This is a genomic window from Paraburkholderia phenazinium, from assembly GCF_900142845.1.
Taxonomy (GTDB): domain Bacteria; phylum Pseudomonadota; class Gammaproteobacteria; order Burkholderiales; family Burkholderiaceae; genus Paraburkholderia; species Paraburkholderia phenazinium_A.
The window spans coordinates 3,058,239-3,083,029 of the sequence record NZ_FSRU01000001.1 but is presented as its reverse complement, the minus strand read 5'-3'; the positions used below and the strand labels follow the sequence as shown (position 1 = coordinate 3,083,029).

General features: G+C 63.3%; 20 protein-coding genes, 1 tRNA gene and 1 pseudogene. 12 read left to right on the top strand and 10 right to left on the bottom strand.

The annotated features are described in order from the left end of the window. The first annotated feature begins 90 nt into the window (after window positions 1–90). The 8 genes and pseudogenes from fdnG to BUS12_RS13460 all read left to right on the top strand — a co-directional run. Window positions 91–3,162, top strand: a complete 3,072-nt coding sequence (fdnG, locus tag BUS12_RS13505; RefSeq protein ID WP_083640472.1) for a formate dehydrogenase-N subunit alpha — start codon at window positions 91–93, stop codon at window positions 3,160–3,162. 10 nt (window positions 3,163–3,172) lie between these two features. Further along, entirely contained in the window at window positions 3,173–4,105 is a 933-nt protein-coding gene (gene fdxH / locus BUS12_RS13500; protein ID WP_074296150.1) for a formate dehydrogenase subunit beta, read from the top strand. Beyond that, entirely contained in the window at window positions 4,092–4,718 is a 627-nt protein-coding gene (locus BUS12_RS13495; protein WP_074296149.1) for a formate dehydrogenase subunit gamma, read from the top strand. Before fdxH ends, BUS12_RS13495 begins: the two co-directional genes overlap by 14 nt. Before the next feature lie 766 nt (window positions 4,719–5,484). Continuing rightward, entirely contained in the window at window positions 5,485–6,417 is a 933-nt protein-coding gene (gene fdhE, locus BUS12_RS13485) for a formate dehydrogenase accessory protein FdhE (RefSeq protein ID WP_074296147.1), read from the top strand. Between the two features lie 16 nt (window positions 6,418–6,433). Then, entirely contained in the window at window positions 6,434–8,035 is a 1,602-nt protein-coding gene (selA, locus tag BUS12_RS13475) for an L-seryl-tRNA(Sec) selenium transferase (protein ID WP_083640376.1), read from the top strand. After that, on the top strand, window positions 8,032–9,954 hold the full coding sequence (gene selB, locus BUS12_RS13470; protein WP_074296146.1) for a selenocysteine-specific translation elongation factor: 1,923 nt from the start codon (window positions 8,032–8,034) through the stop codon (window positions 9,952–9,954). The genes selA and selB overlap by 4 nt, the downstream gene beginning before the upstream one ends. A 42-nt stretch (window positions 9,955–9,996) precedes the next feature. Next, window positions 9,997–10,092, top strand: a tRNA-Sec gene (locus BUS12_RS13465). Window positions 10,093–10,262: 170 nt separating this feature from the next. After that, a pseudogene (locus BUS12_RS13460) lies at window positions 10,263–11,214 on the top strand (tyrosine-type recombinase/integrase); the annotation flags it as partial. A gap of 761 nt (window positions 11,215–11,975) precedes the next feature. Here BUS12_RS13460 and rfbB read toward each other — a convergent pair. The 10 genes from rfbB to BUS12_RS13410 form a co-directional block, all read right to left on the bottom strand. Then, window positions 11,976–13,001, bottom strand: coding sequence for a dTDP-glucose 4,6-dehydratase (rfbB, locus tag BUS12_RS13455; protein WP_074296145.1), 1,026 nt, complete (start codon window positions 12,999–13,001; stop codon window positions 11,976–11,978). Next, window positions 12,998–13,882: a dTDP-4-dehydrorhamnose reductase gene (rfbD, locus tag BUS12_RS13450; protein WP_074296144.1), complete on the bottom strand. Its 885-nt coding sequence runs from the start codon at window positions 13,880–13,882 to the stop codon at window positions 12,998–13,000. Before rfbD ends, rfbB begins: the two co-directional genes overlap by 4 nt. Then, on the bottom strand, window positions 13,879–14,448 hold the full coding sequence (rfbC, locus tag BUS12_RS13445) for a dTDP-4-dehydrorhamnose 3,5-epimerase (protein WP_074296143.1): 570 nt from the start codon (window positions 14,446–14,448) through the stop codon (window positions 13,879–13,881). The genes rfbD and rfbC overlap by 4 nt, the downstream gene beginning before the upstream one ends. Next, window positions 14,445–15,341 (bottom strand): glucose-1-phosphate thymidylyltransferase RfbA, encoded by an 897-nt coding sequence (rfbA, locus tag BUS12_RS13440; protein WP_074297476.1) that lies wholly within the window; start codon window positions 15,339–15,341, stop codon window positions 14,445–14,447. Before rfbA ends, rfbC begins: the two co-directional genes overlap by 4 nt. An 83-nt stretch (window positions 15,342–15,424) precedes the next feature. After that, window positions 15,425–16,807 (bottom strand): MFS transporter, encoded by a 1,383-nt coding sequence (locus BUS12_RS13435; protein ID WP_074296142.1) that lies wholly within the window; start codon window positions 16,805–16,807, stop codon window positions 15,425–15,427. Next, complete coding sequence (locus tag BUS12_RS13430; RefSeq protein ID WP_074296141.1) at window positions 16,804–17,523, bottom strand: ABC transporter ATP-binding protein; 720 nt, start codon at window positions 17,521–17,523, stop codon at window positions 16,804–16,806. The genes BUS12_RS13435 and BUS12_RS13430 overlap by 4 nt, the downstream gene beginning before the upstream one ends. After that, complete coding sequence (locus BUS12_RS13425; protein ID WP_074296140.1) at window positions 17,520–18,305, bottom strand: ABC transporter ATP-binding protein; 786 nt, start codon at window positions 18,303–18,305, stop codon at window positions 17,520–17,522. The genes BUS12_RS13430 and BUS12_RS13425 overlap by 4 nt, the downstream gene beginning before the upstream one ends. Next, window positions 18,302–19,189 (bottom strand): branched-chain amino acid ABC transporter permease, encoded by an 888-nt coding sequence (locus BUS12_RS13420; RefSeq protein WP_074296139.1) that lies wholly within the window; start codon window positions 19,187–19,189, stop codon window positions 18,302–18,304. The genes BUS12_RS13425 and BUS12_RS13420 overlap by 4 nt, the downstream gene beginning before the upstream one ends. Continuing rightward, entirely contained in the window at window positions 19,182–20,075 is an 894-nt protein-coding gene (locus BUS12_RS13415; protein WP_074296138.1) for a branched-chain amino acid ABC transporter permease, read from the bottom strand. Before BUS12_RS13415 ends, BUS12_RS13420 begins: the two co-directional genes overlap by 8 nt. Before the next feature lie 26 nt (window positions 20,076–20,101). Further along, window positions 20,102–21,205, bottom strand: a complete 1,104-nt coding sequence (locus BUS12_RS13410) for an ABC transporter substrate-binding protein (RefSeq protein ID WP_074296137.1) — start codon at window positions 21,203–21,205, stop codon at window positions 20,102–20,104. A 306-nt stretch (window positions 21,206–21,511) separates the two neighbouring features. Here BUS12_RS13410 and BUS12_RS13405 point away from each other — a divergent pair, with 306 nt between their 5' ends. The 4 genes from BUS12_RS13405 (at window position 21,512) to BUS12_RS13390 (ending at window position 24,698) form a co-directional block, all read left to right on the top strand. After that, entirely contained in the window at window positions 21,512–21,859 is a 348-nt protein-coding gene (locus BUS12_RS13405; RefSeq protein ID WP_074296136.1) for a RidA family protein, read from the top strand. Between the two features lie 11 nt (window positions 21,860–21,870). Further along, the gene (locus BUS12_RS13400) at window positions 21,871–23,115 is read left to right on the top strand and encodes a D-amino acid dehydrogenase (RefSeq protein WP_074296135.1); all 1,245 of its coding nucleotides are present in this window, start codon (window positions 21,871–21,873) and stop codon (window positions 23,113–23,115) included. Then, window positions 23,112–23,903, top strand: coding sequence for a maleate cis-trans isomerase family protein (locus BUS12_RS13395; protein WP_074296134.1), 792 nt, complete (start codon window positions 23,112–23,114; stop codon window positions 23,901–23,903). The genes BUS12_RS13400 and BUS12_RS13395 overlap by 4 nt, the downstream gene beginning before the upstream one ends. 81 nt (window positions 23,904–23,984) lie before the next feature. Further along, complete coding sequence (locus BUS12_RS13390; RefSeq protein WP_074296133.1) at window positions 23,985–24,698, top strand: GntR family transcriptional regulator; 714 nt, start codon at window positions 23,985–23,987, stop codon at window positions 24,696–24,698. The last annotated feature ends 93 nt before the right edge of the window (window positions 24,699–24,791 follow it).

The following is a 24,791-nucleotide window of genomic DNA, read 5'->3' as shown; positions in this document are numbered from 1 at the left end:
CTGTACAGACTCGATGCTGGCGCAACGAAACTATTAAGGAAACGTCTTATACTTTTAAGTACCCCCACAACATCCATGCCGAGGGCGACCATGCTGCAAATGTCCCGGCGTCAGTTCCTGAAGGTGACGGCGTCTACGCTAGCCGGATCGAGCTTGGCCCTGCTGGGCTTCTCGCCGGACAACGCGCTCGCCGAGGTCCGACAGTACAAGCTGGCGCGCACCACTGAAACCCGCAACACCTGCCCGTATTGCTCGGTGGGCTGCGGGATCCTCATGTACGGCCTGGGTGACGGCGCGAAGAACGCCACCGCCAGCATCATCCATATTGAAGGCGATCCCGACCACCCGGTCAATCGCGGCACGCTGTGCCCGAAGGGCGCCAGCCTGATCGACTTCATTCACAGCCCGAGCCGCCTGAAGTATCCCGAGTATCGCGCCGCCGGTGCCGAGCAGTGGCAGCGCATTTCGTGGGATGACGCGCTCGACCGCATCGCGAAACTGATGAAGGCCGACCGCGACGCCAACTTCGTCGAAACCACCGCGGACGGCAAGAAGGTCAACCGCTGGCTGACCACCGGTATGCTCGCTGCATCGGCGGGTAGCAACGAGGTGGGGTATCTGACGCACAAGACAGTGCGCAGCATGGGGATGCTTGCGTTCGACAACCAGGCGCGTGTCTGACACGGTCCGACGGTGGCAGGTCTTGCCCCGACGTTTGGCCGTGGAGCGATGACGAACCATTGGGTCGACATCAAGAACGCGGACGTGATCCTGGTGATGGGCGGCAATGCCGCCGAGGCCCACCCATGCGGCTTCAAATGGGTGGCCGAAGCGAAGGCGCATCGCAAGGCGCGCCTGATCGTGGTCGATCCGCGCTTTACGCGCACCGCGTCCGTGGCCGACTTCTACGCGCCGATTCGCACCGGTACGGACATCGTGTTCCTCGGCGGGGTGATCCACTATCTGCTGACGAATGACAAGATCCAGCACGAGTATGTGAAGAACTACACGGACTTCGCGTTCATCGTGCGCGAGGATTTCGCGTTCGACGACGGCATCTATTCGGGCTACGACGCGGAGAAGCACGCGTATCCGGACAAGGCGTCGTGGGATTACGAGCGCGGCGACGACGGCTTCGTGAAGGTCGACATGACGCTGCAGGATCCGCGCTGCGTCTACAACCTGCTGAAACAGCACTACTCGCGCTATACGCCCGAGATGGTCGAGAAGACCTGCGGCACGCCGAAGGACAAATTCCTCAAGGTCTGCGAAATGCTGGCCACGACCGCGGTGCCCGGCCGCGCCGGGACGATCCTGTACGCGCTCGGCTGGACGCATCACTCGGTCGGCGCGCAGATGATCCGCACCGGCGCGATGGTACAGCTACTGCTTGGCAATATCGGCATCGCCGGCGGCGGCATGAATGCGCTGCGCGGTCACTCGAACATCCAAGGGCTGACGGATCTCGGGCTGATGTCGAACCTGCTGCCGGGCTACATGACCTTGCCGATGGAGGACGAGCAGGACTACGGCGCATACATCAAGAAACGCGCGACCCAGCAGTTGCGGCCCAACCAGCTCAGTTACTGGAAGAACTACGGCGCGTTCTTCGTGAGCTTCATGAAGTCGTGGTGGGGCGATGCCGCCACCGCCGACAACAACTGGGGCTACGACTATCTGCCCAAGCTCGATAAGCCCTACGATTTGCTGCAGGCCATTGAGCTGATGGATCAGGGCAAGATGAACGGCTATATCGCGCAGGGCTTCAACGTGCTCGCGTCCTCGCCGAACAAGGCGAAGACGAGCTCGGCGCTCGGCAAGCTGAAGTGGCTCGTGGTGATGGACCCGCTTGCCATCGAAACCGCCGAGTTCTGGAAGAACCATGGCGACTACAACGACGTCGATGCCGCGAAGATCCAGACCGAAGTGTTCCGGTTGCCAACCACGCTGTTCGCGGAGGAACGCGGCTCGCTGGTGAGTTCGAGCCGGGTGCTGCAGTGGCACTGGAAGGGCGCGGACGGCCCAGGCGAAGCGAAGAGCGACCTGGAGATCATGTCCGGGATTTTCCTGCGCATGCGCAAGGCGTATCAGGAGCAGGGCGGCAAATACCCCGATCCGATCGTCAAGCTGGACTGGCCGTACGCGGACCCGGAAAGCCCGACGCCGGAAGAACTGGCGATGGAGTTCAACGGCAAGGCCGTGACCGACCTGAACGATCCTAATGACGCCGCGAAGGTGCTGCTGAAGAAGGGCCAGCAGCTCGCCGGCTTTGCCCAGCTGAAGGACGACGGTTCGACCTCGAGCGGTTGCTGGATCTTCTGCGGCGCATGGACCGAGGAAGGCAACCAGATGGGACGGCGCGACAACGACGACCCGACCGGCATCGGCCAGACCCTGAACTGGGCATGGGCGTGGCCGGTGAACCGGCGGATTCTCTACAACCGCGCCTCGTGCGACCTGAACGGCAAGCCGTTCGACCCCACCCGCAAGCTGATTGGCTGGAACGGCTCGGCGTGGACCGGGCCGGACGTTCCCGACTTCAAGGTGGATGAACCGCCGGAAAACGGCATGGGGCCATTCATCATGAATCCAGAAGGCGTCGCGCGTTTCTTCGCGCGCGACGAGATGAACGAAGGCCCGTTCCCCGAGCATTACGAGCCGTTCGAGAATCCGTTGGGCTATAACACGCTGCATCCGCACAATGCGCTCGCTACCAGCAATCCGGCCGCGCGCGTGTTTCCGGACGACCGGGCGGCTTTCGGCAAGGCGCCGGAGTTTCCGCATACCGCGACCACGTATCGTCTGACCGAGCACTTCCACTTCTGGACCAAGCATGCGCGGCTGAACTCGATTATTCAGCCGCAGCAGTTCGTCGAGATTGGCGAAGACCTTGCGAAGGAGGTGGGCGTGGTGGCGGGCGAGCGCGTGAAGGTGTCGTCCAACCGTGGCTACCTGATCGCGGTGGCGGTGGTGACCAAGCGCATCAAGCCGTTGATGATCGACGGCAAGAAGGTGCAGACGGTCGGCATTCCGCTGCATTGGGGCTTCAAAGGGCAGACGAAGCCGGGTTACCTGAGCAATACGTTGACGCCGGTGGTGGGCGACGGCAATTCGCAGACACCGGAATTCAAGTCGTTCCTGGTGAAAGTCGAGAAGGCCTAGGGGAGGCGCGATGGCACTGCAATCACTGGATATCAAGCGAATGTCGGCCACCACCGTGCAGCCTCCGGCGGTACGCGAGCCGGTGACCGGCACGGTGGCGAAGCTGATCGACGTCAGCAAATGCATTGGCTGCAAGGCGTGCCAGACGGCGTGCATGGAGTGGAACGATCTGCGCGACGTGGTGGGGATCAACCATGGCGTGTACGACAATCCGATGGATCTCAGCGAGCATTCGTGGACCGTGATGCGCTTCTCGGAGTACGAGAATCCGAACGGCAACCTTGAATGGCTGATCCGCAAGGACGGCTGCATGCACTGCGAGGACCCGGGCTGCCTGAAGGCGTGTCCTTCGCCGGGCGCGATTGTGCAGTACACGAACGGCATCGTGGATTTCCATGAGGAGAACTGCATTGGCTGCGGGTACTGCGTGACGGGTTGTCCGTTCAACGTGCCGCGCATTTCGAAGCAGGACAACCGGGCCTACAAGTGCACGCTGTGTTCCGACCGCGTGGCGGTGGGACAGGAGCCGGCTTGCGTGAAGACGTGCCCGACCGGCGCGATCGTGTTCGGCACCAAGGAGGACATGAAGCAGCACGCGGCGGAGCGCATCGAGGATCTGAAGGAACGCGGCTTTGAGCATGCGGGGCTGTACGATCCGCCGGGCGTGAGCGGTACACATGTGATGTATGTGCTGCACCACGCGGATCAACCGTCGCTTTACCACGGCTTGCCGGACAATCCGCGCATCAGCCCGATGGTGCGCTTGTGGAAGGGTATTGCGAAACCGCTGGCGGTGGCGGGCATTGCATTGGCGGCGCTGTCGGGGTTCTTCCATTACACGCGGATTGGACCGAACGAGGTGACGGAAGAGGATGAGCTGGCGGCGCGGGATGAGGCACGACGCATCAGGGATGAAGGGGAGCAGGGCGATGAAGTCAAATGATCCGAATCTGATTGTGCGTTATACGGCGAACGAGCGGACGAATCACTGGATTATGGCGATTACGTTTGTGTTGCTGGCGCTGTCGGGGCTGGCGCTGTTTCATCCGTCGATGTTCTGGCTGACGGCGCTGTTCGGCGGCGGGCAGTGGACGCGGATTTTGCATCCGTTTGTGGGTGTGGTGATGTTTGTGTCGTTCTTCATTCTGGCGGTGCGGTTCTGGCATCACAACTATCTGGATCGCGACGATGTGCAGTGGCTGCGGCAGATTGACGATGTGCTTGCCAATCGCGAGGAGAAGTTGCCGGAGATTGGGCGGTATAACGCGGGGCAGAAGTTGCTGTTTTTTACCATGGTGCTGTGCCTGCTTTTGTTGCTTTGCAGCGGTGTTGTGATTTGGCGGCGGTATTTTTCGGTTTACTTTCCTGTTTCTGTGATTCGCTTCGCGGTGGTTGTGCATGCTGCTGCCGCGTTTGTGCTCATTGTCGGGATCGTGGTTCATGTTTATGCTGCGCTTTGGATCAAAGGGTCCATCGGCGCTATGGTGCGTGGCACCGTTACCCTCGGGTGGGCCAGGAAGCATCATCCTAAGTGGTTTCGGGAGGGGGTTAAATAAGGGTTGGTTTTTTTTGCCTTGCTGGCGGCCCTTTTTGCCTGCGGCGCCTTGGTTTTGGCTGTTTTCTCTATGGTGTTGGCCTTTCCTTGCTTTCTTAGTGGTCTATTTGTGTTGCCCCTGTGCGGGGCGGCACTTACTTTCTTTGCCGCCGCAAAGAAAGTAAGCAAAGAAAGCGGGCTGCAACCGCCAGCCCGTAGTGAGCCACCCCCCGTATCACCGCAGAGTGGTCCGAGACAAGATCATCTCTCGCACCACCCGCGTTCGTGACACAGGGCTCATTCTTCCCGCCCGCACACTGCGTGCGCGGCGGATTGGGTCCGCTTACGGTGGGATGCGGGTGCGAACGCCTGGAGTATGTGTGACGAATGTTTGGATGCCTAATCATGCAAAACACAGGAGAGCAAGCCGAAGATCCGTTATGCCTGACGGCGGGGCGCGAAGCGCGACGCTGGAACGGATGAGTGCCTTGTCACCAGGGCGTGTGGTGCGAGGGCGGGTCTCGTCTTGGGCCGTTCCCACTGGCAGACCGGGATGGCTCACTACGGGCTAGCGGTGGCAGCCCGCTTTCTTTGCTTACTTTCTTTGCGGCGGCAAAGAAAGTAAGTGCCGCCCCGCACAGGGGCGAAGCTAATAGACCGCTAAGAAAGCAAGGAAAGGCCAACACCGTAGGAACACAGCCAAATACAAGGCGCCGCAGGCAAAAACCCCAAAAAACCACCAGCAAGTACCAAAGCATACGCAGCAAAAAACAGAAGGAACCTGATCAATGCCCCAAAAAATCATGGAAGCATCGCAGATAGAATCCCTGGACCACTCGGTGATCCCTCGCATCCGCCTGCCTGACCGGGCGACGGTTTTCGCCGCGCGCGCAGCGCGATTAAAACACCTGGCCACCACCAACCCAATAGCCGCCTACCTAAGACTAATGTCAACAGTAGCCACCGCCCAACACACCTTGCAAACCAGCTTCACAGCACCCCCTCCACAGCCGGAGGCAATAAAAAAATCCCAACAAAACTCGCTGCCCCTGATCCCTGCGCTCTCGCCAAACCGGGACCCCACCTGGCGCGACATCCTCCACCGTCTGCTGGACAAAGTCGAAGCCGCCGGCGCCGTCACCCCAACGCTCGGTAAAGTCCTCGACTCGCTACGCCTGCAAACCCCGCAAACACTCGACGCGCAAGCCGACGCCATCCTCGCCCACCGCTACAACGAAATCGACCCCGCCACCGCGCCGTTTATCATGGCGGCCCTCCAGGTTGTCTGGACCGACCTTGCGAGCCGGCTCGATTCGAGCGATATTCCCTATCTCGACACGCCCGGCGTCTGCCCCGTCTGCGGGAGCCTGCCCGTTGCCAGCATCGTGCGCGTCGGCGGCCAGTATCAAGGGTATCGCTATCTGCAATGCGGTCTGTGCGCCAATGAATGGCATATGGTCCGCACCAAGTGCTCGAATTGCGATTCCACCAAAGGGATCGCCTATCATGGCATCGAAGGCGGCAGCGAAGCCCTCAAGGCCGAATCCTGCGATGAATGCCATACCTATCGCAAGATCGGCTATCAGGAGAAGGATTTCGAGTTCGAACCGCTCGCCGATGACCTCGCGAGCCTCACACTCGATCTGTTAATGAACGAAGCAGGCTATCAACGCAGCGGACCCAATCCGCTGCTATGGCCCGAAGCACCATCAGACGCATAAGCAGGAGACACGCGGCGTGAGCGAAGTACAGGGGAATCAGTTGAACACGCTGCTGGCGCGCGTGCCAGCCGTGGAACGGGTCATGTCGTCCGCAGCAGTGCAGCCGCTGCTGGCCGAATACGGCCGCACCCAGGTCCTCGCCGCCGTGCGCGCCACCCTCGACACGCTGCGGTGCACGCTGCAAACCACCATCGTGCAGGGTGACTCCCACGGCGCTGCGACAACGCAAACGCAAACAGCCGCGAAAGCAGAGGCTCAAACCACCGGGCCGGACGGGACATGTCTCGCAAGCGGTCTCTCTACCCCGTTCGAGACGCCCGCTGTTTCTCAGCCGCCAGACGCCGCACTGCGCGGCGCAGCCTCGCCGTTCGCCACTGCTTGCGACGAAGCCCATATCGCCAGGCAAGCCGCCGTTCTGCTGGCGCAGCGCGCGCAAAGCCCTCTGCGCAGCGTCTTCAATCTCACCGGCACCGTATTGCACACCAACCTTGGCCGAGCCCTGTTGCCGGACGAAGCCGTCAGCGCCGTAGTCGAAGCTCTGACGCGTCCGATGAATCTCGAGTTCGATCTGGCGACCGGCAGCCGCGGCGACCGCGACGATCTGATCGACGAGCTCATCTGCGAATTGACCGGCGCGGAGGCGGCCACCGTGGTCAATAACAACGCTGCGGCCGTGTTGCTGACGCTGTCGGCGCTGGCCGCGAAGAAGGATGTCATCGTGTCGCGCGGAGAGCTGGTCGAGATCGGCGGCGCGTTTCGGATTCCTGACATCATGTCCCGGGCAGGCGCAAGGCTACATGAAGTCGGTACCACCAATCGCACGCATCTGAAAGACTATGAGGAAGCCATCGGTCCGCGGACCGCGTTGCTGATGAAGGTCCATTGCAGCAACTATGTCATCAGCGGTTTCACGAAAAGCGTCGAACTCGATGAACTGGCGCCCCTCGCACAAAGGCACGGCTTGCCGGTGGTGGTGGACCTGGGCAGCGGCACGCTGGTCGATCTGACGCAATGGGGCCTGCCGCGCGAGCCGACCGTGCGCGAGAACGTCGCCGCAGGCGCCGACCTCGTGACCTTTAGCGGCGACAAGCTGCTGGGCGGTCCGCAGGCCGGACTGATCGTCGGGCGCGCTGAGTTGATTCGCAAGATCAAGAAGCATCCTCTGAAACGCGCGCTGCGTGTCGGCAAGCTCACTCTCGCCGCGCTCGAACCGGTCCTGCGACTTTACCGGGCGCCCGAATTTCTGCGCGAACGCCTCACGACGCTGCGTCTGCTGACCCGCCCAGCCGCGGAAATGCGGGTCTTTGCCGAGCGTGCTTTACCGGTCTTGCAGCGTGCCCTCGGGGAGCACTTCGCGGTGAGCGCCGAACCGATGTTCAGCCAGATCGGCAGCGGCGCGCTACCCGTCGAACAACTGCCGAGCTATGGACTCGTCGTGCGTCATGCAACGGGCAAGCGGAACGGCCGTGCCTTGATGAAGCTTGAGAAAGCATTGCGCGACTTGCCGCGCCCGGTCATCGGCCGCATCGCCGACGATGCATTGCGGCTCGATCTGCGCTGTCTCGAAGCGGTCGACGAAGCCGCGTTCCTCGCGCAGTGCGAAGAGGTGCGCGCATGATCGTCGGCACCGCCGGCCATATCGATCATGGCAAGACGACCCTCGTGCGCGCGCTGACGGGTGTCGATACGGACAGGCTCAAGGAAGAAAAGGCGCGCGGCATTTCGATTGAACTGGGTTATGCCTATACGCCGCTGGAAAACGGCGAGGTGCTGGGCATGATCGACGTGCCCGGTCACGAGAAGCTGGTGCACACGATGGTCGCGGGTGCTTGCGGGATCGACTTCGCGTTGCTGGTGATCGCCGCCGACGACGGCGTGATGACGCAAACGCGCGAACATCTGGCGATCCTGCAACTGCTTGGCGTGACGCATGGTGCCGTGGCGTTGACCAAGACCGATCGCGTCGACGCGGCGCGTCTTGCTCAAGTGCGCGCAGAGATTCAGGCGTGGCTCGCGTCAACCGCACTTGCCGATGCGCCGCTGTTCGAAACCCACGCGACGCAGCCCGGCGATGCGGGCGTTGAACATCTGAAGGCGCATCTGCACGAAGCCGCACTGCGATGGCACGGACGTCGCGATGACGGGCTGTTTCGTCTCGCGATCGATCGCGTCTTTACGCTGGCGGGGCAGGGCACGGTCGTGACCGGCACCGTATTCGCCGGGCGCGTGACGACCGGCGCCACGCTGATGCTGGCTCCGGCCGCGACGCCGGTGCGCGTGCGCAGCATTCACGCCCAGAATCGCGCGGCTGAGACGGGACATGCCGGACAGCGTTGTGCACTCAATCTCGCCGGCATCGACAAGGATGCGATCGCGCGAGGCGACTGGATCGTCGATGCGGCTCTGGCCGGGTCGTCGGAGCGGCTCGATGTCGAACTCACGCTGTTGGCCGATGCAGGCCTCACACTGCAGCATTGGACGCCGGTGCATGTGCATATCGGTACCTTGCATCGGGTCGCGCATGTGGCCTTGCTGGAAGGCGATACCCTGTCAGCGGGTGAAGCGGCCCGCGTGCAACTCGTGTTCGACGTACCGGTCTGCGCATTGCCGGGCGATCGCTTCATCATGCGTAACGCCCAGGCGACGCGCACGGTCGGCGGTGGCCGCGTGCTCGATCCATTTGGACCGGCGCGCAAGCGTCGTACACCTGAGCGGCGCGCATGGCTCGATGCCCTGCGAGCCTGGCTCGACGAGCGCCTGCTCGAGCCGCTGCTCGAGCAGGCGCCGCGCGGCATGCTGCGCTCGACGTTGCTGCATCTGACGGGACTGCCGGCGTCCTTGCCAAGTGTGCCGGCAACGGCGTTGACCATCGCATTGCACGGCAAGGCTGCGGACGATGCGCTTATCGTGCTGCGCGCTCATTGGGAACAGATGCACGCGCAGATTGTGAGCGCGTTGCAGCAGTTTCACGCTCGCATGCCGGACGAGCAGGGCCCCGATGCCGCGCGTTTGCGGCGTATCGCAGCGCCGCTCGTCACGGAGACATTGTGGCGTGCGCTGCTCGATGCGTTGATCGCCGAAGGTGCGGTGACGCGCAGCGGCGCGTGGCTGCATCTTCCCGAGCATTCGGTGTCGCTCGATGCGGGCGAACAGGAGTTGGCGGCGCAACTGTTGCCCTTGCTTGCGCAAGGCCGTTTCGATCCGCCGTGGGTGCGCGATCTGGCGAGCGCGCTGCAGGCGCCGGAAGAGCGGGTGCGGCAACTTTTGCGCAAGCTCGCACGGCGCGGCGAGGTCTATCAGGTGGTGCGGGATCTGTTTTATCACCCTGACGTGGTGCGCGAACTGGCGGGCCTGGTGGCGTCGCTTGCGCAAGAGCATGAGGGTGTATTGGGGGCGTCTGCGTTCCGCGACGCGAGCGGCCTGGGCCGCAAACGCGCGATCCAGATTTTGGAGTTCTTCGACCGCGTTGGGTATACTCGGTTTCAGCGCGATCTACGCCTCGTGCGCGCCGACAGCCGTTTGCTCGAGACGCTTTGAATACATCCTCGCTTGCTTCGCGCGTCACCTGCTTCTCACGAAGGAAGGCATTCGCATCCGGTGGTGCGGCTGGGCTTCAAACCCAGTAGGGGGTGTCAGACACTCTCTGGTAGGTTCGACTCCTGCTGCCTTCCGCCAGTCAAGGCTTCCCAGGCATTTCGGTATTTTCCGTAGACGTCCTATAGACCGCTGATTTTAAGGTGCCTTATGGGTAACGACGTGCTTGCGGCTTCCACTACTGTCCCGCACAATTTCCGCATGAAGTATGGGTAGCGACATGGGTTTTGTGGGTAGGATTGGAGGGCAACATGGCAGCAAGACAGTTGCACCGGCTCAGCGCGCTGCGGATCGCCAAAGAGATAGCACCCGGTCATTATGCCGACGGCGGTGGTCTCTACATGCAGATCGCGGACAGTGGCGCGCGTTCGTGGGTATTTCGCTTTAAGCTCAATAAGCGTGTGCGAGAAATGGGCCTCGGTCCGCTTTCGCGAGTCTCGCTTGGCGAAGCGCGGAAATTGGCCACCGGGTACCGTGAAATGGTCAGGGATCAGATCGATCCCATCCTCGCGCGGCGGGAGCAGCAGCGCAGGCAATTGCTCAATATATCGGGGGATGCCAACGTGACGTTCCGTGAGGCGGCCGAAGCGTACATCCGGGCGCAGGAACCTGAGTGGCGCAATCGCAAGCATGCCCAGCAGTGGAGCAACACGCTTAAAACGTACGCGTTTCCTGTGATCGGCGATGTCCGGGTGCGTGACATCGACACCGCGATGATCGTGCGAATTCTGCAACCGATCTGGACTAAAAAGGCGGAGACCGCGCGCCGGGTGCGCGGTCGTATCAAGGCCATCCTCGACGCGGAGACCGTGATGGGCCACCGCACGGGCAGCAACCCGGCACGGTACGTTGACCATCTGCAACTCGTGTTGCCGCGGTCGAAGAAGCGCTCGCAAGTGAGACACCATGCGGCGCTGCCGTGGGAAGATATCCCGAGTTTCGTACGCGATCTGGAGCAACGTCCCCGTCGCGCGGCACGGGTCCTGCACCTGCTCATCTTCACGGCAACTCGTACGAACGAGGTGCGTTTTGCGCGGCCAGAGGAATTCGATCTGGACACCCGCGTCTGGTCAATTCCCGGCGACCGTACTCCCACTGTCGAATATGGCAATGCTGACTCTCCTGAGACGCATGTCCCGCCCGGGGATCACCGTGCATGGTTTCCGGTCGACGTTCCGCGACTGGGTGGCCGAATGTACGGAGTCTGTATCAGGAGTGTTCGCTGCGTAGTTGTTGTTGTTGTTGTTGTTGTTGTTGTTCAGGGCCAACTTGGGATCGCGTGGAGCCTTACTGGTTGGGACTTGACGACTCCTTACCGAGTGAGAATATCAATTTTTATCCGCCATTTACTCGCAACAGGATCGTTGCCCGCGACGAGCCGAGCAGCGGTTCGTTCTGGAAGGGGAACTTCGTCGACTTCTGGCATCCCGGCGTATGGCGGATAAGGGATCCCAGAGGTCAGCGAGTCGTATCGGAGCAGAAGCGCGTCTCCCTCAGAGTAAACGGCGCTTACCCAGATTGGACCTACATGCGGCACGTTGATATGCGTGCGGGCGCTATGCGGATTGGTCGGGGGCAGTGCCCGATGACTGATGCGGGGCCGCTCGTCGTCCGGTGCGACAGATCGGTGCGCAACAGCGGGTTTTGCGTCGTAGCGATCCATCGGGATCCGCAGAAATTTGTCGAACTCTTTAATATGGCGCCCGACAAAACCGGTTGGATTTGCTATGTCCTGGGTCCAGCAGCCGATTGAGAGATCGCGCAAACACCCGACTACCTGGTTTTAGCGGGCATTCCGATTGGGCACGCGTTTACCGAGATGGTGGGCGATGGAGCTGGCGACGCCGACTTGGCGGCCATTGCGGAGCGACGTGCCGTGCTTCAGGGGACGTAACAACGCTCGGCGTCCCGGCTGGTTCGCTATATGCGTTGGATCGGGCCTCGGATGTCGAAGGCCGGTCCTGTCATGATGGCCTTCGCACCAGCCACTCCAGCGTTTTTGCGATTCCCGTCTCGAAGCTCTCGATCGGACGCCATTGCAATTCGCTCAGCATTTTCGCGGCATTGATCGCGTAACGCCAATCGTGACCGGGGCGGTCGGCAACGAATGTCACGAGGCGCGTGTGTGGCGCGGCGTCAGGCCGGTGCCGGTCCATCAACGTGCAAATAAGCGCCACGATATCGATGTTCTTCCATTCATTGCAACCGCCGACGTTGTAGGTTTCCCCCACGGTGCCGCGGGCGATGACGGCCTCGATCGCACGGCAGTGGTCTTCGACGTATAGCCAGTCACGGATGTTGGATCCGTTGCCGTACACCGGGATGTCGGCGCCTTCAAGGCAGCTTCTGACGACAGTCGGGATGAATTTCTCGCTGTGCTGATAGGGGCCGTAGTTGTTCGAACAGTGAGTGGTCGATACCGGCAGGCCATACGTATGAAAGTACGCTCGCACGAGGTGATCGGAACTCGCCTTGCTCGACGAATAGGGCGAATTGGGCGCATAGCGTGTGCGTTCGGAGAAGGCGTCGTCGTCCGGCCCGAGCGTGCCGAATACCTCGTCGGTGCTGATATGGTGAAAGCGCCGCTGTGCCTGGGCATCGGCCGCGCTCAGACGCTGTTCGTTCAACCAGTATTGCCGCGCGGCCTCGAGCAACGTCCAGGTGCCGACGACGTTGGTCCGCACGAACTCGCCGGGTCCCGTGATCGACCGGTCCACGTGGCTTTCGGCGGCAAAGTGCACGATCGTGTCGATCGCATGCTCGCGCAGCACGGATTCGACGAGCGGCTGATCGGCAATGTCGCCGTGTACGAACGTATGGCGGCTGTCGTCGGGCAGGCCGTTCAGATTGTCGAGGCTGCCGGCATAGGTCAGCAGGTCGAGATTGATGATGCGGACCTGCGGATCGCTGGCGAGCAGGTGGCGGACGTAGTTGGCGCCAATGAAACCGGCGCCGCCCGTGACGAGGACCTGTTTGGATCGATAGCTCATGGGGTTCGTTTCCAGGTGTTGAGGACTTCACGCAGACCTGCGATCCACGGCGTCGGTTCGATGCCGAGGCGCGTGCGGATCAAGGTGCAGTCGAGGGCAGAATGCGCCGGACGTGCCGCCGGCAACGGATAGGCTTCGGTCGGGATCGGATGAACGAGCGGCGCGCGCGCCAGCAGGCCGGCGGCGCACGCTTCGGCGAAGATCGACTCCGCGAAGCCGTGCCAGGTGGTGACGGGCGTGCCGCTCAGGTGATAGGTGCCCCATGGCAGCGTCGCTTGCGCGCCGTACCGGTCCGCGATCGACAGCAGCGCGGCGGCGATGGCGCCCGCATGGGTCGGTGCGCCGTACTGATCGGCGACTACGCTCAGCGCTTCGCGCTCCCGCCCGAGACGCAGCATTGTGCGCACGAAATTGCCGCCATGCGCGCCGAACACCCATGCGACCCGCAGGATCACATGCCGCTTGGGCAACGTCTCGCGGATCGCCTGTTCACCCGCCCATTTGCTGCGGCCATACACGCCGAGGGGGGCGACGGCCGAGGTCTCGTCGTACGGGCGCGCCGAACGTCCGTCGAACACATAGTCAGTCGAAATATGCAGAAGTGGAATGGCGGCCGCAGCACACGCGGCGGCGAGCGCGGCCGGGCCGTCGCAGTTGACGCGCCAGGCGGCGTCCGGTTCGCTTTCCGCCCGATCCACGGCAGTCCAGGCTGCGGCGTTGATCACGAGCCTGACGCGGTGCGCGGACAGCGCCGCTGCAAGCGCGCCGGCATCGGTGATGTCGAGTTGCGAGCGGTCGAGCCCGACCAGCGCACGTTGTCCGGCCCGCATCACGAGCTCGCGTCCGACCTGGCCGCCCGCGCCTGTCACGAGAATCGTCATCGCGCCAGCCGATAGGAAGGAAGAGATTGCGGTGTCCGCTCCGCGAGGCACGGATGCTGCAAATCCTTGTCGGACAGTTGCGGCGCGACCTCGAGCGCGGGCCAGTCGATGCCGAGCGCCGGGTCGTCCCAGCGCACGCCGGCATCCGAAGCCGCGTCGTAGTATTGCGTGCACTTATAGGCGAAATCGGCTTCGTCCGACAGTACGCAGAAGCCGTGCGCGAAGCCGGGTGGAATCCACAGCAGCCGGTGCGACACGTCGTCGAGTCGGGTGCCGAACCACTGGCCGAAATACGGAGAGTCGCGCCGGATGTCGACCGCCACGTCGTAGACTTCGCCGCGTGCGGCGCGCACCAGCTTGCCTTGCGGATTGACGCGCTGGTAATGGAGGCCGCGCAGTACGCCGCGCCGCGAGCGGGACTGGTTATCCTGCACAAAGGTGGCATCGATGCCGGCCTGGGCAAGCCAGCTTGCGCGAAAACTCTCGACAAAAAATCCGCGTGAGTCGCCGAAGACGCTCGGCTCGAACAGCAGCACGCCCGGCAAGGGTGTCTCGACGATATTCACGCGACCACCTCCTTGCGCAGGATGTCGAGCAGGTACTGGCCGTAGCCGCTCTTCGCGAGTTTGTGGGCAAGTGCTTCGAGACGATCTGCTCCGATCCACCCAAGCCGGAACGCGATCTCTTCCGGGCAGGCGATCTGCAAGCCCTGCCGCGCCTGCATGACCTGGATGAAGTTGGCGGCGTCGAGCAGCGACTCGTGCGTACCGGTATCGAGCCATGCATAGCCGCGCCCGAGAATCTCGACATTCAGCGTGCCGCGTTCGAGATAGGCGCGATTCAGATCGGTGATCTCGAGCTCGCCGCGCGCCGATGGGCGCACGTCCTTCGCCAGATCGACAACATCGTTGTCGTAGAAATAGAGCCCGGTTACCGCATAGTTCGATTTGGGCTGCCTGGGTTTCTCCTCGAGATCGATGGCGCGGCCCGTTGCGTCGAACGACACGACGCCGTAGCGCTGCGGATCGCGAACGTAGTAGCCGAACACGGTCGCGCCCTCCGGGCGTGCGGCGACCCGCTGCAGTAAGGCCGACAGCGCCGGGCCGTGATAGATGTTATCGCCCAGCACCAGCGTGGCGGCGTCGTGTCCAATGAATGGCGCGCCGATCACGAATGCCTGCGCGAGGCCGTCCGGGTGCGGTTGAACCGCATAGGAGAAGTTCATGCCCCATTGGCCGCCGTCGCCTAGCAGTTGCTGGAACGCGTCGAGATCGCGCGGCGTCGAGATGATCAGCACGTCGCGGATGCCGGCCAGCATGATCGTGCTGAGCGGATAGTAGATCATCGGCTTGTCGTACACGGGCATCAACTGCTTGGATACCGAATGCGTGAGCGGGTGGAGGCGGGTACCGGACCCGCCCGCGAGGATGAGTCCTTTCCGGGCAGTTGCTGTGTTCATGAAATCCTCGATGTGATCGAAACTTTCGAAAATGGAAACGTCCGTCGCGGGGCGCTTCACGCACAGACAGCGCGCGATCCGCCTCAATCCGGCCGCAATGCCTTGAACACGAGTCCGAAGCCGCCCGCGTAAGCGGCCGCGATCACGGCGAAACCCATGGCCGTCGCGAGTTGCTGGTCGACGATCGAATGCAGGATCACCGAGGCGATCGCGACGCCCAGCAACGAGCCGATTTGCCGGCTGGCGTTGAGCGATGCAGCGGCAAGATTGGCGTCCGCCGGCCCTGCCGACTGCATCACCGTGAGGTTCATCGCGGGAATCGCCTGTCCGGCGCCGAAATTGGAGATGCCGATCGCGAGCGCGAGTATCCAGTACGGCATCTGCGCGACGTCGATCAGCGCCACCGCGCCGAGCGTCGCGAGCCCGAGCCCCGAGAGCAGCGTGCCGCGCGCGCCCAGACGGGCGCTGACGCGTGCCGACGCGAGATTGCCGGCGCCGAACATCGCCATCAGCGGAAACAGGTGAAAACCTGTCTGCAGCGGGTTCTCGCCGCGTTGCTGTTGCAGGTAGAGACTGATCAGGAAAATCTCGGCGAGGATCGCGAAATTGATCGCGAGCCCGAGCAGGCTGCCCGTCACGAATTGCGGATTTCCGAGCAGGGCTTGCGACAGGATCCGGTGGCGCGTGCGCCGTTCGCGCACGACGAACGCGGCGACGGCACAGAGCGTCGCGAGCGCGCAGCCGACGATCGCCGGCGACGTCCAGCCGGTGCTCGGCCCCTGGATCAGCGTGAAGCTGAGCGCGGCCAGCGCGGCCGCGCCGAACAGATGGCCGCCGCCGTTCAGCGGACCGGCATGGCGTGGCGAGCGCGCGACATGACGGTGCGTCAGCCACAGGCCGATCAGACCCACCGGCAGATTGACCCAGAAGATGCCGCGCCAGCCGATGGCGTTCACGAGCACGCCGCCCACGAACGGGCCGAACGCCATCGCTGCGGACACCAGCGCGCCCCAGATACCGATCATCCGCACGCGCAGCGGCCCGGGCGGAAACGCGAGCGTCAGCAGGCTCAACGAGCTCGGCATGAAGAGCGCCGCGCCGACGCCTTGCAGCAACCGGGCCGCGATCAGGATGGTCGGAGTCGATGCCGCCGCGCACAGCAGCGACGCCGTCACGAAGATGACGAGACCGGTCTGATAGATCGTTCTGGAACCGAAGCGGTTGGCGAGCGCGCCGCCCCACAGCAGCAGCGCAGCGAAGCTCAGCGTGTAGGCGTCGACGACCCAGACCAGCGCGGTCAGCGACAGGGACAGGCTGTCCTGCATCGCCTTCAGCGCGACGTTGACGATGGTGACGTCGAGCATCGCCATCACGAAGCCCGACGCGACCGCGATCATGATCGTAGCCGGCCGGGCGCGGGCGGCGCCGGTTCCAGCGGGGGCGGCATCCACGGCTGGAGGGTTCATGCGGCTCTCCCGCCCAGATACAGCCGGCGCATCTCGTCGCTCTCCAGCAGCTCTGCGGCGGGCCCGGCGAGCGCCACGCGTCCCATCGTCAGCACGACGCCGCGGTCGGCGATACGCAGTGCCTCGATCGCGTTCTGCTCGACCATCAGGACGCCGATGTGTTCCGCGTCGCGCATCTGAACGATGGCGTCGAACACTTCGTCGACCATTTTTGGCGACAAGCCCGCCGACGGTTCGTCGAGCAATAGCATCACGGGCCTCGGCATCAGCGCGCGCGCGAGCGACACGATCTGGCGCTCGCCGCCCGACAATGCCGAAGCGGGGGAGCGATAGCGCCGGCGCAACACGGGATACTGCTCGCACAGCTCCTCGATGCGTGCCTCGCGCGGGAACGACGACATCGCGTGGCCGCCCAGCATCAGGTTCTCGCGCACAGTGAGCGCGCCGAATACGTTGTCGGTCTGCGGCACGAAGCCGATGCCATGCTCGCGGACCTTGCGATTGACGGGGACGCACGCGAGATCCCTGCCCTGCATCGTGACGCTTCCCGAGCGCGGCAGCAGGAAGCCCGCGATCGCCTTGAGCAGCGTCGATTTCCCGCAGCCGTTCGGACCGAGGATCGTCACGATGTCGATCGGTCCGGTGCGCAGCGATACACCGTGCAGGATGTCAACTTCCGGCGTGTAGCCTGCAAACAGATCCCGGACCTCGATCATGGCGCCTCCAGCGGTCGGGCGGTGCGATGCGCGCGGCCCAGGTACGCATCGAGTACGCGGCGGTTCTTGTCGAGCTCGGCGGGTTTGCAGTTCGCGATCGCGGCACCCCGGTCGAGCACCACGCAGCGCTCGCATAGCTCGCGGATGAAGTGCATGTCGTGCTCGATCACGACAAGCGTCACGCCCAGGCCGTGAATGCGCCGCAGCTCGTCAATCAGTTCGCCGCGCAGGTTGGGGTGAACCCCCGCGGTCGGTTCGTCGAGCAGCAGTAGCTTGGGCTCGGTCATCATCGCGCAGGCGATGCTGAGGAGTTTTTTCTGCCCACCCGAAATCGACGCGGCGGGCAGGTGGGCGACCGCGGTAAGCTTCAACTGCTCGAGAAGGGCGCTGGCACGCGCATGGGTGGCGTGTTCGATGCGGCGCGTCGCGCGGCCGCGCAGCAGCGCTGCGCACAGTTGATGATGCTCGGACGACGCGGTCATCGTCAGTTCGAGTACCGACATCCGGGTGGGCATCGACGGCAATTGAAAAGTGCGGCGAATCCCGCGTTGCGCGATGCGGTGCGGCGCGAGCGGATCGATGCGCCGCCCGTCGAAGCGGATCGATCCGCTCGCGAGCGGCGTGAAGCCGGTGACCGCGTTCAGCACCGTGCTCTTGCCGGAGCCGTTCGGCCCGAGCAGGCCGACGATCTCGCCGCTGTCGATCGACAGGGTGAGACCCGACAGCACGGTGTTGCCGCCGTAGCGAATGGCGATGCCGTCCAGTTCGAGTAGGGACGTCATGAGAGCGCCTCCAGGCGTTCCGGCAGCAAGCCGCGCGGCCGCCACAACAGGCAGGCAAGCAACATCAGACCGACCAGCCCGAGGCGCACCGCGCCGGCCAGATCGCTGCTGACGCCGAGCCAGTCTTTCAGGAACGGCGCGAACGAATACACGGACTGCACCAGCAGCCCGCCGAGCAGCACGCCGAGGTTGCTGCCGAGGCCGCCCACCATCACGATGGTCCAGAGCGCGAAGGTTTCGGAGGGCACCATCACGTCAGGGCCGACGTAACTGATGTAGTAGGTGAGCAGCCCGCCGGCGAGCGCGGCGGGAAGCGCGGCGGCGACCGACGCGCGCATCTTCAGCGACACGGGGTCGTAGCCGAAGCACACCGCAAGCGACGTCTCTTCCCGCATCACCTTCAGCGCGCGTCCGAAGCGGCTGTGGATGATGCGTGCGTAGCCGCCGTAGACGAGCGCGAGGCACAGCGCGGCGAGCGCAAGAAACGCAAGGTCGCGCCACGGTGAGGGAAGATCCGCGAACAGCGGGCGGATGCCGCCGATGCCTTGCGCGCCACCCGTCAACCACGACTCGTTGAGAGCGACCGTGCGCAGAATCTCCGCGATCGCGAGCGTCGCGATGCCCCAGTAGTCGGACGAGAGCTGACGGCCGAGCCGGGCGGTCGCGACGGCGAGCACGGCGGCTGCGGCGAGAGCCAGCAGCAGTGCGGCGGGCAGCGGCCAGCCCAGCTGCGACGCAATGCCGGCGGCATAGGCGCCGAGGCCCGCGAACGCGATGAAGCCGAAGTTGACCATTCCGGCGTAGCCGGCTTGCAGATTCAGGCCCAGCGCCATCATCGCGTACAGGCAGACCAGGGTCAGCAGATGGATCAGGAAGCTAGACACGCCGCACCTCCCGGTCGAAGATGCCGTACGGACGGACCATCAGCGTGACGAGCAGGATCAGGAACGAGACCGCGCTCACGTAGGCAACCGGGAAGAACTGCATCGAGCGGCCCACCAGCGAACCGAAATCGACGTTGATGACGAGCGTCTCGGCAAGCGCAATCAGGAGCGCCCCGGCGGCAGCGCCGAGCGGGTTGCCGAGGCCGCCGAGGATGGCGGCCGAGAACACCGGAATCAACAGGTTGTTGCCGAGATTGACGTGCACGCTTTCGGTGAGGCCGAGCATCGTGCCGCCCAGTGCCGCCAGCACGCCGCTCGCGAATGTGATCAGGTTCGTTACCCGGTTCGCGTCGATGCCGGAGGCGAGCGCGAGCGCCCGGTTCGATGCCAGCGCGCGCATCGAACGGCCGAGGTTGGTTCGGTACAGCAGCACGGAAAAGATCAGCAGCGTGAGCGCACCGCAGGCGATCGAGCCCGCCTGCGCGGACGACACCGCTACCCCGTCGAGCGTCAGGGGCGCGCTGATGTCCTGCGTGTATTGCAGCGGTCGGGAACCCGCCGTGCTGAGTACGAGCGCGACCGCAATCAGCGAGACCGCGAGCGAGCCGATCATCGCGACCGCGCTGCCGGAGCGCAACAGTCGCATGAAGACGAAGATGTTCAGCAGCACCGCGAGGCAACCGACGAGCACGCACGACAGCGCGGCCGCGAGCCCGAGGGGCAGACCCGCGCGTTGTCCGGCGAGCGACAGGAACGCGCCCAGCATGGCGTACTGCACGTGTGCGACATTCGGGAAACGGATCAGCGAATAGAGCGTCGACAGGCCGACCGAGACGAGCAGCAGATCGGACGTGCGGATCAGGACGTCGAGAAGAAACTGCAGCATGATGGGCTCCGGTAGCGCCGCTGCCTTTACTGCGCGGCGACGGTTTGCTTGAACGACACCTTCTCGTAGGGCTGGGCAATGCGCTGGCCGTCGCTATCGAATGAAATCGTGCCTGTTACACCCGCATACTTCTCGCCGAGGGCGTCGAACGCCAAGCGGATTTTGGCCGGATCGGTTGAGTGCGCATAGTTGATCGCCGCGGCCGACAGCATCGTCGCGTCATAGGCGTAGCTGCCGAAGGCGGAACGCGGCGCTTCCTTGTAGGCGGCCTCGTACGCTTCTTCGTACGCCTTTGCGCCCGCGCCACCCGAGGCCACTTCGAGACCGATCTGCCCGCGCGCGATCTGCGGCGGCGTATCGCTCGTGCACATCGTCAGGTAGATGCCGTACCACGGGCTCCTGTTCAGCTGCATGTCATACGCCTGGCGATTGATGGTGGCCGCTTCCTGGCCATACGCGCTATAGACGTAGGCGTCGGGGTTGGCGCGCGCCATCTGCTCCAGTTCGCGGCGATAGGTCGATTGTCCTTCGGTATAGAGCACGAGGGCCGCGACCGTACCGCCCAGCGCCTCGAAGCGCTTCTTGAATTCGTCGGCGATGCCCTGGCCGTAGCCGTTGTTGGGCGCGATGAACGCGACGCGGCGCAGCTTCCGGTCGAACACGTCCTGCGCGGCGAAGCGCGCGGACAGGTTGTCGAGGCCGATCACGCTGAACGAGCCAGGACCGATCTTGCGAATCTGCTGGCTCGACGAACCGATATTCACGTGCACGTCGCCCTGACGCACCAGGAACTGACCAACCGGAATCGTGATCGACGACGAGAATTCACCGAGCACGACCGGTACGTGGTCGACCGTGGCGAGCTTGCGGGCAGCGTCCAGCGCAGTGTTCGCACCGCCCCCTGAATCCTCGATCCTGACCTGCAGTTTCTGGCCGAGCACGCCGCCCTGAGCGTTGATCTTTGCGACGGCGAGTTCGATGCCGCGGCGCTGATCCTCGCCGATCGACGCGCTCGATCCCGTGAGCGGCAACACGGCGCCAACGCTTGCGTCGGCGTGCGCATCAGGCAGGTGAGACAGGCCGAAACACAGTGTCACGAATGCTTCGATTCCCCAGCGACGCAGCTTCATTGTCGTTCTCCAAAAGCATCAATAAGTGGTGGTTGATATACAGAAGTGTCGACAGAATCACAGAACAAAAAACGTTTGGGAATTTTTTTAAACGGCTGCGGCAGGAATTTTCAGGCATGCGGTTTTTTCGCATAATTCACTGTTTTAAAGCATTTTTGCACAGAGACTGAGAAATCCGTTGCACCACGATCAGGATCGCGAATCGAAATGGGGAATCGATATAATTTGATTAAAAAAGTGTATACAGTGCTGAATTTTGATGGCTAGAATGCGTTCAACCTGAATCGATTGACGGAGGCTCGGAAGATGGACATCAAGCGCTATGGGGCGGGAGACAGGATGAGTCAGATGGTCGTGGCCGGCGGGCTGGTATTCATCGCCGGCCAGGTTGCCGGCGACAGCAGTCTCGATGTCGCCGGTCAGACGCGTCAGATCCTCGACAAGATCGACAGCCTGCTCGACAGCGTAGGCGCGGACAAACGCCGGATCGTGTCGGCCAGCATCTGGCTGGCCGACTACCGCAGCTTCGCGGACATGAACCGGATCTGGGACGCGTGGGTTCCCAAAGGCGATGCGCCGGCGCGCGCCTGCGTGGAATCGAAGCTCGCGTTTCCCGAGTACACGGTGGAAATCGCGGCGATTGCTGCGCTATAGGAGCGAGGCGGATGAAAACGGTCGTTCTGGGCGGCGGCATCGTTGGTGTGACCACAGCTTATTTCCTCGCGAAAGCGGGCGACGAAGTCGTCGTGGTCGATCGGTGTGAAGGCGTCGCGCTCGAAACCAGTTTTGCCAACGCGGGCTTGATCGCGCCGGGCCACTCGTATACGTGGGCTTCGCCGCGTGCGCCGAAGATCCTGTTGAAGTCGCTCTTCGCGGAGGGGCAGGCGTTGCGGCTCAAGTTGAATGCGGACTGGCGGATGTGGGCCTGGTGCTGGCTGTTCCTGCGCAACTGCACGGTGGAACGTTCGCGTCTGAACACGTCGCGCAAGGTGCGCCTGTGCCGCTATTCGCAGCAACTGCTGCAGCAGACGACCCAGGACGAGCGGCTGACGTACGACCGCATCAGCCATGGATTGCTGTATCTGTACCGTGATCCTGTGTCGTTCGAGCGCGGCGTGTCGAACATGTCGATCCTGGCCGACAACGGGCTGCCCCTCCAGACGCTGGACCGGCACGCGGTGATTGCGCGCGAACCGGCGCTCGCGGCTTCGGCGAGCAGCATAGAAGGCGCCATCTATTGCCCGTCCGACGAAAGCGGCGACGCGCATTTGTTTACTCGCGAACTCGAACGACGGTGCCGGGAACTCGGTGTCGAGTTCCAGTTGGGCACGACGATCCGCGAGGTGCGCGCGAGCGCGGACCAGATCGACTACGTCGACACATCGCGAGGCCGGGTAAGCGGCGATCGTTACGTACTCGCGCTAGGTTCATATTCGCCGTTCCTCGCACGCCGGCTCGGCTATCGCCTGCCGATCTACCCGGTCAAGGGCTATTCGGTCACGCTGCCGATCGACGAGTCGCACGAGCCGCCGATGCTCGGTGGCGTTGAGGAGAGCCAGCTGGTCGCATGGGCGCGGTTCGGGCAACGCTTGAGGCTGACGGCGACAGCAGAGTTCTGTGGCTACGACACGAACCATTCGCCGGCGGATTTCTCGCACATGCTGCAGACGTCGAAGGCGCTGTTTCCGAACGGCGCGGATTATCAACGTCCGTCGTACTGGGCGGGCCTGCGGCCAATGACGCCTGAAGGCACACCGCTGATCGGCCCGACCCGGCATCGCAACCTGTTCTTCAACACCGGGCACGGCCATATGGGCTGGACCATGTCGTGCGGCACCGCGAAGATACTCGTCGACCTGATGAGTGGCCGCCGCCCCGACATCGACATCACAGGGATGACACTGCAGTGAGCGAACTTCAATCGAGCCCTATCGACTCTCCTCCGGGCGCATACGCGCGCTTCGGCTTTTCGCTGGACGACGGGATCGCGGGGCGCGCGGCGATCGGCCTCGTCGTGCTGGCGACCGATCATACGATCGAGTTTGAATGGCGGCGCATGCTGTCGCTCGACGGTGTGGCGTTCTATGAAAGCCGGGTTGCCAATTCGGCCGAGATCACGGCTGAGACGCTTGCCGAGATGGACGGCCGGATCGCGGCTGCGGTGGAGCTGATTCGCCCGGGCGAGCATCTCGATGTGGTCGCGTTCGGTTGCACGTCGGCTTCGATGGTGCTGGGCGAGGAGCGGGTATTCGAACGTATCCGCGAGGCGCGCCCGGGTGTCGCCTGTACGACCCCCATCACTGCCGCGCGCATCGCGCTCGACGCGCTCGGCGCCCAGCGGGTGGCATTGCTGACACCGTATGAGCGCCCGATCAACGACGCGATGAGCCATTACCTCAAGGCGCGCGGCGTCGACGTCGTCAGTGTCGGCTCGTTCGAGCATCGCGACGATAACGAAGTGGCCCGCATCGATCGCGCCTCGCTCGAATACGCGGTACTCGAACTGGGCCGCGATCCGGACGTCGACGCGGTGTTCGTTTCCTGCACGAGTCTGCGGCTCGTCGACGCCATCGCCGAGATCGAAGCAAAGCTGGGCAAGCCGGTTTTGTCGAGTAATCATGCACTGGCCTGGCATGCGTTGCGGCTCGGCGGTGTCGAAGACCGCTTGCCGCAGTTTGGCCGGCTGTTTACGATTTGAACGAATGTGCAGGCGGCGGCCACCGGGCGGCCGGCAGGTGTAGTCGATAATGAGTTGTAGCGAAATGAACCAGGAGACACGATGGCTGCGAATTCCGTGATGGTGCGTCCGGGGGCGCGGGAAACCAGCGCGCCCAAGCGGGCAGGACTGACGGTAAACGAGATTTACGAGCAGTTGAAGCAGATGGCGGTGCTGTACAAGATCCGCCCCGGCGAGCGGGTCAACGAACTGGAACTGGCGGAGCGCTTCGACGTCAGCCGTACGCCGATTCGCGAGGCGCTTAACCGGCTGGTGGCGGAGAACCTGTTGACCTTCGTGCCGAACCGGGGTTTTTTCATTCGGGAACTGGATGGGAAAGAAGTGTTCGATCTTTTCGAGTTGCGCCGCACGATCGAATCGACCGCGGTGATGCTGGCTTGCGAACGGGCGTCGGACAACGACATCAAGACGTTGCGCAGGTCGTGGAAGCAGGTGATGAAGAGCGCGGAGCGGATGCCGTCCGACGAGCTCGTCGTCAAGGACGAGACGTTTCACCTCGAGCTGGCCGCGCTGTCGGGCAACGCGGAAATCGGCCGGGTGCTGCAGGGTATTAACGCGCGGATCCACTACGTGCGATGGGTGGATGTCGACCAGCGGCGCAACGAGGCGTTCACCGAGCATCTGCATATCCTCGATGCGCTGGCGGCGCGCGACGTCGAGCGCTGTATGGCGCTAACGGATACGCATATCCGCTGGCGAATGGAAGAGATCACGCGCGTCGTGCATGCGAGCGTGATCAAGCTGTACGCGAAATAACGGGCGGGCCGCGGGGTTTCCAGACAAGTGGGGAAGCGCCGCAGCGCACCGCGCCGGTACGGGACGCAGTCGACCGACAGGAGGACGGGCTCG